9 protein-coding genes and 1 pseudogene are annotated in these 6,185 nt (G+C 67.7%); 8 read left to right on the top strand and 2 right to left on the bottom strand.

The window, feature by feature from the left end:
- The 6 genes from FNX44_RS29170 to FNX44_RS22495 all read left to right on the top strand — a co-directional run.
- A partial coding sequence (locus FNX44_RS29170) for a hypothetical protein (protein WP_438948038.1) occupies nt 1-270 on the top strand: 270 nt, incomplete at its 5' end.
- Nucleotides 271-284: 14 nt separating this feature from the next.
- The gene (locus FNX44_RS22515) at nt 285-827 is read left to right on the top strand and encodes a GGDEF domain-containing protein (RefSeq protein WP_143650616.1); all 543 of its coding nucleotides are present in this window, start codon (nt 285-287) and stop codon (nt 825-827) included.
- A gap of 94 nt (nt 828-921) precedes the next feature.
- A complete protein-coding gene (locus FNX44_RS22510; protein WP_143650615.1) occupies nt 922-1,107 on the top strand; it encodes a hypothetical protein in 186 nt (61 codons plus the stop codon).
- Between the two features lie 5 nt (nt 1,108-1,112).
- Nucleotides 1,113-2,504 carry a replication initiator protein RepSA gene (repSA, locus tag FNX44_RS22505; protein ID WP_143650614.1) on the top strand — a complete coding sequence of 464 codons (1,392 nt, stop codon included), beginning with the start codon at nt 1,113-1,115 and terminating at the stop codon, nt 2,502-2,504.
- A gap of 2 nt (nt 2,505-2,506) precedes the next feature.
- Nucleotides 2,507-2,716: an excisionase family DNA-binding protein gene (locus FNX44_RS22500; RefSeq protein ID WP_143650613.1), complete on the top strand. Its 210-nt coding sequence runs from the start codon at nt 2,507-2,509 to the stop codon at nt 2,714-2,716.
- A complete protein-coding gene (locus FNX44_RS22495) occupies nt 2,716-3,894 on the top strand; it encodes a tyrosine-type recombinase/integrase (RefSeq protein WP_143650612.1) in 1,179 nt (392 codons plus the stop codon). Before FNX44_RS22500 ends, FNX44_RS22495 begins: the two co-directional genes overlap by 1 nt.
- Nucleotides 3,895-4,062: 168 nt before the next feature.
- On the opposite strand, the gene FNX44_RS29165 is transcribed toward FNX44_RS22495, so the two are convergent.
- A complete protein-coding gene (locus FNX44_RS29165; protein ID WP_228450117.1) occupies nt 4,063-4,461 on the bottom strand; it encodes a DUF3987 domain-containing protein in 399 nt (132 codons plus the stop codon).
- Nucleotides 4,462-4,822: 361 nt separating this feature from the next.
- Here FNX44_RS29165 and FNX44_RS22485 point away from each other — a divergent pair, with 361 nt between their 5' ends.
- Nucleotides 4,823-5,188, top strand: a complete 366-nt coding sequence (locus FNX44_RS22485) for a hypothetical protein (RefSeq protein WP_143650611.1) — start codon at nt 4,823-4,825, stop codon at nt 5,186-5,188.
- A 162-nt stretch (nt 5,189-5,350) separates the two neighbouring features.
- Nucleotides 5,351-5,659: a transposase family protein gene (locus tag FNX44_RS30015; RefSeq protein ID WP_407699207.1), complete on the top strand. Its 309-nt coding sequence runs from the start codon at nt 5,351-5,353 to the stop codon at nt 5,657-5,659.
- A 107-nt stretch (nt 5,660-5,766) separates the two neighbouring features.
- On the opposite strand, the pseudogene FNX44_RS22475 reads toward FNX44_RS30015, so the two are convergent.
- Nucleotides 5,767-6,106, bottom strand: a pseudogene (locus FNX44_RS22475) (UTRA domain-containing protein); the annotation flags it as partial.
- Between the last annotated feature and the right edge of the window lie 79 nt (nt 6,107-6,185).

Raw genomic sequence — 6,185 nt, 5'->3', positions numbered from 1 at the left:
GGCCTCCACACCCCCCGTCCCCTGCCGGTCGCCAAGGCCGTTCCGCCGGCCACCGAGTCCGCCCCGGTGCAGCCGGTCGCGGCGCCGACACCGCGTACCTCGTTTCAGGTCAGCCCGGCCGGGCTTGCCGCCGGTACCGGCGCGGTTCTGGTCCTCGGCGCGGTCTTGGTCTCCCTGCTCCTGGCCACCGCCCTGACCGCAGTGTCTGTCGCGGTCTGCGCGGTCGTCCTGAAGTCCCTGACCACCACTGCCAACCGGCGCAATCGCTGACAGGAGGAAATGTCATGAGCATGCACGTTGCGAGTCTCGCGTTACCGCTGCTGGGCTGGCTCATCCACGGGGGCCTTCTCACCCGCCGCCTGGACCAAGCACGCCGCGACCCGCTCACCGGCCTGCACACCCGCGCCGGATGGACCACCCGCGCCGAACGCCTCATCGCACGCCACCCCGCCGCGCTCGTCCTCCTGGTCGACCTGGACGACTTCAAGCGCCTGAACGACACCTACGGCCACGCGGCCGGTGACGTCGCGCTCCTGGCCACCGCCCACCGGCTGAACGCCTGGTGCGGCCGCCACGGCATCGCCGCCCGGCTCGGCGGAGACGAGTTCACCGCCATCATCACTGACCCCGGCAACGTCCCGGACCTGGCGACGCTGCGGCGGGAACTCAACCGGCCGATCAGCGCCGACGGCCACACCATCCCCCTCGCCGCCTCCGTGGGCGCCTGCGCCGTGGCAGACCTGCCCGTCCGCCTCCTGAGTGACGCGCTCAAGGCCGCTGACCAGGCGATGTACGCCGACAAGGGACACCACCGCCGCAACCCCTAGCCCGGCCCCGGGGCGGCCTCAACCACCAAGTCACAGCCGCCCCGGCGCCAGCACCACAACCAGACCCAAAGCGATCCGGAAGGGAACCACCATCATGCCCGAGTACGCCACCACCCACCGCCCTTGCGGGCACTGCGACGGCCAGGCGACCGCCGCCATCACCACCGGCCGCACCAACCCGGATGGCACCCGTCACACGCTCACCGCCACCTGCCCCCGCTGCAAGGGCACCGGCACCGCCCCCGCCCGGGCCCTGGCCTCGGCGATCGCCCGGCGGTGACCAGCATGACGACCACCGCCCTCCCGGCGGACCTGGACCCGACCACCCTGAACGACCTTCTCAGGGTGGCCGGGCTCCCCGGTTTCGACCGCTGGAAAGAACAGATCAAACGCACCGGCGGCTGCGCCGACCCCATCCACCTCACCGGCACGACCGTCACGCGAGATGCCCGAACCGGTGAGGTCCTGCACTCCTACTCGACCGACAACGAACCTGGTGGTCGATTGCGGGTGGCCTGCGGGAACCGTCGAGCCTCACGCTGCCCGTCCTGCGCCTGGACCTACGCCGGAGACACCTACCACCTCATCCGCGCCGGACTCACCGGCGACCCCAACAAGGGCATCGCCCGGACGGTAGGCACGCACCCCAAGGTGTTCGCCACCCTCACCGCCCCGTCCTTCGGCGCGGTCCACAACCGGCCCGCCACCGGCGTCTGCGCCTGCGGCACCCGCCACCCCGACAACGCCCCCGTCCTGGGTACGGCGATCGATCCGGACAGCTACGACTACGCGTCGGCGGTGCTGTGGAACAACCACGCCGGGGACCTGTGGCGCCGCTTCACCATCTACCTCTTCCGCGAGGTCGCCGCCCGTGCCGGCATCACCCAACGCGAACTCCGCGAAACCTGCCGGGTCTCGTTCGGGAAAGTCGCCGAGTTCCAACGCCGGGGCGCCATCCACTTCCACGCGATCGTTCGCCTCGACGGACCGTCCGGGCCGGACTCCCCGCCCCCGGCCTGGGCCACGGTCACCCTCCTGGACGACGCGATCCGCGCTGCCGCCGCGCGCGTCCTCCTGGTCCTGCCCGGCCGCCACGGTCAGCCGGTCCGGGAGCTGCGGTGGGGGCGGCAGGTGGATGTGCGGCCGATCACCGGGGCCGGTGGGGATGCGGAGCTGAGCGATCAGGCGGTGGCCTCCTACGTGGCCAAGTACGCCACCAAGGCTGCGGAGACCACCGGCACGCTGGATCGGCGGATCGGGGAGATGGCGGAGCTGGACAAGGTTCTGGACCTGCCCGACCACACCCGCCGCCTGATCCGCGCCTGCCGGGACCTGGACGACGCCTTCCCGGACCGCCGGTTGTGGGCGTGGGCTCACATGCTCGGCTTCCGCGGCCACTTCTCCACCAAGTCCCGCGCCTACTCCACCACCCTCGGCGCACTCCGCCAAGCACGCGCCGACTACCGCGCCGCCCAAGAACGCCACGCGCTCGGCCTCCCCGACCTCAACGGCCAGGACGACGGGTCCACGCTCGTGCTCGCGCACTGGAACTACGCCGGACACGGCCACACTCCCGGCGAATCCTGGCTCGCCGCACGCATCCGCGACGACCTCACCCAAAACCGCGAGATCGCCCGCGAACTCCGCAACAACCCCGACACCGAACAGGAGTGGTGACCATGGAACGTCTGCTTACCGTCCAGGAAGTAGCCGAACGGCTCGGCACTTCCGTCCGGTTCCCCCGGCGCCTCATCGAAGAACGGCGCATCGCGTTCGTCAAGGTCGGACGACACGTCCGCATCGCCGAAAGCGCTGTGGCCAGTTACGTGAGGGCGAACACTGTGACGCCTGTTGTGCTGCGTCCGGTCGGCCGGGGGAGGGCTGCTTGATGGCAGGGAAGCGAAAGGGGCGTCGGCCCTTCGGGCGGATTCGAAAGCTGCCGTCGGGTCGGTTCCAGGCTCGCTACCCGGGGCCGGACGGCGTGCTTCGGCCGGCAGACCGTACGTTCGCCACCGTCACTGACGCTGACCGATGGCTCAACAAGATGCGGGTTGAGATCGAGGAAGGTCGCTGGCTTGACCCTGCTGAGGGGAAGACGACCGTTCGCGATTGGGCGGCCCGCTGGCTTGCCGCAGTTTCCCCGCAGCTCAAGCACAAGACCCGGGCGTCCTACCGGTCGCTGATCAACTCGCTCATCAATCCGTCGCTCGGGGACCGTGAGCTGTTGAGTCTCCGGCCGATCACGATCGCCGAGTGGGTCGGCGGGATGAAGACCAAGGGGCTCAGCGCCTCGCGTATCCGCCAGGCGTACCGCGTCCTGTCTCAGATCATGCGGGCCGCTGTCGACAACGACATGATCTCTCTGACCCCGTGCCGGGGCGTGAGGCTTCCCCGGATGCCCCAGACTGAGCCACACATCCTCACTCCACTCGAAGCCTCCAAGGTCGTGCAGAGCGCCGCCAAGCCGCATGATCTCCTGATCGCGCTGCTCGCGTACGGGGGTCTGCGCGTGGGGGAGGCGTTTGCCCTTCGTCGGGTGGACATCGACGTGTCCGGCGGCTTCGTCCTGGTCGATGAGAACCTGGCTGAGGCGAATGGCGCTCTGGTCTTCGACACCCCGAAGTCCCATCAGAAGCGGCTACTTCGGGTCGGGCCGTCGCTCGCAAAGCGACTTGGCCAGCACCTGGAGACCTTGCCTGCTGGAGACGACGCCCTTCTGTTCACCACACCCGGCGGGAAGCCGCTGCGCTACAACCAGTGGCGCAAGGCGTACTTCGATCCTGCGGTGTCGGCGGCCGGGCTGACCGACGTGACCCCGCATGACCTCCGGGCGTCGCACGGAACCTGGGTCGCCGACCGGTACGGCGTGATGACCGCCGCCCATCGGCTCGGTCACTCGAACGCAAGCGTCACCACCCGGCACTACGCTCGGCCTGTTGCGGGTCGTGATGACCAGGTGGCCGAGGCGGCTGACGCGTGGCTTAGCGGGCACGACAACGACGCTGGGGCACGTAGGGGGCACGATGACGATGACGACGGCTCCTCCGGGGCGCTCGTACCCGTGTGACCTGCGACGGAGCATCCCGCCCGCCTGATCGGCGAGAGATCTTGAAAACCGTCGTGAGGTAACCCCTCACCGTGGGTTCAAATCCCACCGCCTCCGCCAGTTCAGCGTAAGCGCTGGTCAGAAGGGGTGCCCGTCCACGACGGGCACCCCTTCGACGTTCCTCCTGTCTCACTCTGTGTCGCGCGTATCCCGCTGTCGACCAGCCCGTGTGTTCCAGGCGTGTTCCAGGACTCGGCGCCGTGGGCCAGGCGCAGGGAGCCCCTCACTTTCCGCCTCGTACAGCGGAGCGGTCATGGCGGAGAAGACGGCTGACTTGCGGTTCGCCGGGGGAAGCGCGACGACCACGTAGAGGTTCACGGGCTCGCGCCAGCGGCCACGGACCTGGACGACGCTTCGGCCCCCGGCGGCCGTCGCCAGGACGCTGAGCGCCAGCGAACCGGCCGCGTCCATCGCGCGCTGGGACGGGCGGAGCTTGCGGCGCCGGTCGCCCTCACGAGCGACAATCAGCATGGTGACCCACTCCACGAGTGCATGCGGCAGGTCGAGTGCGGCAGGATGGATGACCAACGAGGCCCCCGAGCAACGTGATTGAGACGTCAGAAATCTCGATCAACAGCCCGGGGGCCTCGCTCGTTGCGGTGGCCGACAGTCGCCTGATCGGTGGCCATCTCGAAGAAGCTCAGTAATCCACGCTACGAGCAGGAGTCGGGGTTGCAATCAGAAGCCGGGGTAGATCGGACTTGACGTCCATCCAGTACTCCCGAATCTGTCAACCGGTGCGGAGGAACATATCAGTCGCTGCAAGTCAACCTCGAACCTCTGAGGTATCCCAGGGGCAGTGTCACTGATGGGATGTCGTCGAGATCAACCAGCGAGAGAGATCTGGGCAAGCCCTGCTGGCCAGCGGGCACGGAGGACAAGGAGCGCAATGCGCGGCAACTTCAAGCGGGTGACGGTGACACTGGCTGTCGCCACAGGTGTGGTACTAGCGACTGGCACCCCTGCGGCGCAGGCGGCGACGGTCAAGGGCTGTGCGAGTGGATACGTCTGCATGTATCAGAGTCATGAGGACTACCAGAACGGAAAACCCAGCCATCGGTGGTATACCTACGGCGCCCACAATCTGTCTAATCAGTTCGGACGCAAATACATTGCCAACAATCAGTACGGCGGTGCGAAGGTCCAGCTATGCAACGGCTATAACGGCACCAACTGCAGCCGGTCGATCATTCTCCCCGACACCCACGTATATATCGACATCACTCCGATCAACAGCGTGAAGCTCTTCGCGTAGGCCGCTTGGCCGTTCTTGAACGGACATAAAGTCAAGTTCCGGTAGCTGCCACGTTCGAGTTGGGTGGGGTGGCTCCTGGCGGGTGAGACGTACGAAACGGCGGCAGGTCATTTTCACGGTCGCTTTGTCAGTGAACGCTTCACATCCTGCGGTTTGACGGTGATGCGGCTGCTGGTCGGGTGCGTGACGCGGCAGGGCTCCTGGTCGTTGCGGCGGGTGACCTCACTCGCCCACGCGTCGACACAGGAGCCCTGTTTTGTCCCGCGTCGTGGCATGCTCGACGTCCCGTACGAGGTCGTTGAGCACGTCTTCTGGCTCGGCTACGCCCGAAGGCGTGAGCTGAACTCCCGCTGGGGCAGGATGGGCTGCTTCCGCCAGGCCCTGCTGGCCCTGGTGCACCTGCGCAAGAACGAGACTCTGTCCCAGGTCGCCGCGGGGTTCGATATCTCCACCGCGCCGGCCGGTAGGTGAGCGAAACGGTCGACATCCTCGCCGAGCGCGCGCCGAGGCTGCACGAGGTCCTGCGCAAGCCGCCGCCGGAGGGATTCGTCATCCTCGACGGCATAGGTGTTCTTGAATGGCACCTCGTAGACGATCTCGCAACGGTCGGCGGGGATGGCGATGTCGGCGGTTTCTTCCCGGCTGACTGTCGTCGCTGTAGTAGGTGCGCTGGATGGCTGTGATGAGTGCGCCGCGCTGGATGCCGAGGAGGTTCACCTCCTCGGCATTTGCGTGTCGTGGCTCCGGCTGTTCGACCGCGTGGCTGACGGTGACGCCGATCTCCGCCATCCGCTTGACAACTCCGCGCCCGGCAAGCGGCCCGCCCTCCGGTAGGACGACGATGGTTCTGGTCAGGCCGTACGGCTCCCAACTCGTGGAGAGCATGACCGGAGTGCCGTTGCTCAGGAACTCGTACGCGGCAGCAAGAACGGTCAGGGGTCGTTGGTCATGGCAGCACCCCGCCGTGACCCCCAATTCCCCCTCATTCCCCGGTCGA

It is taken from the genome of Streptomyces alkaliterrae (genome assembly GCF_007097205.2).
Classification (GTDB): domain Bacteria; phylum Actinomycetota; class Actinomycetes; order Streptomycetales; family Streptomycetaceae; genus Streptomyces; species Streptomyces alkaliterrae.
This window is presented reverse-complemented; position numbering and strand designations above follow the sequence as displayed.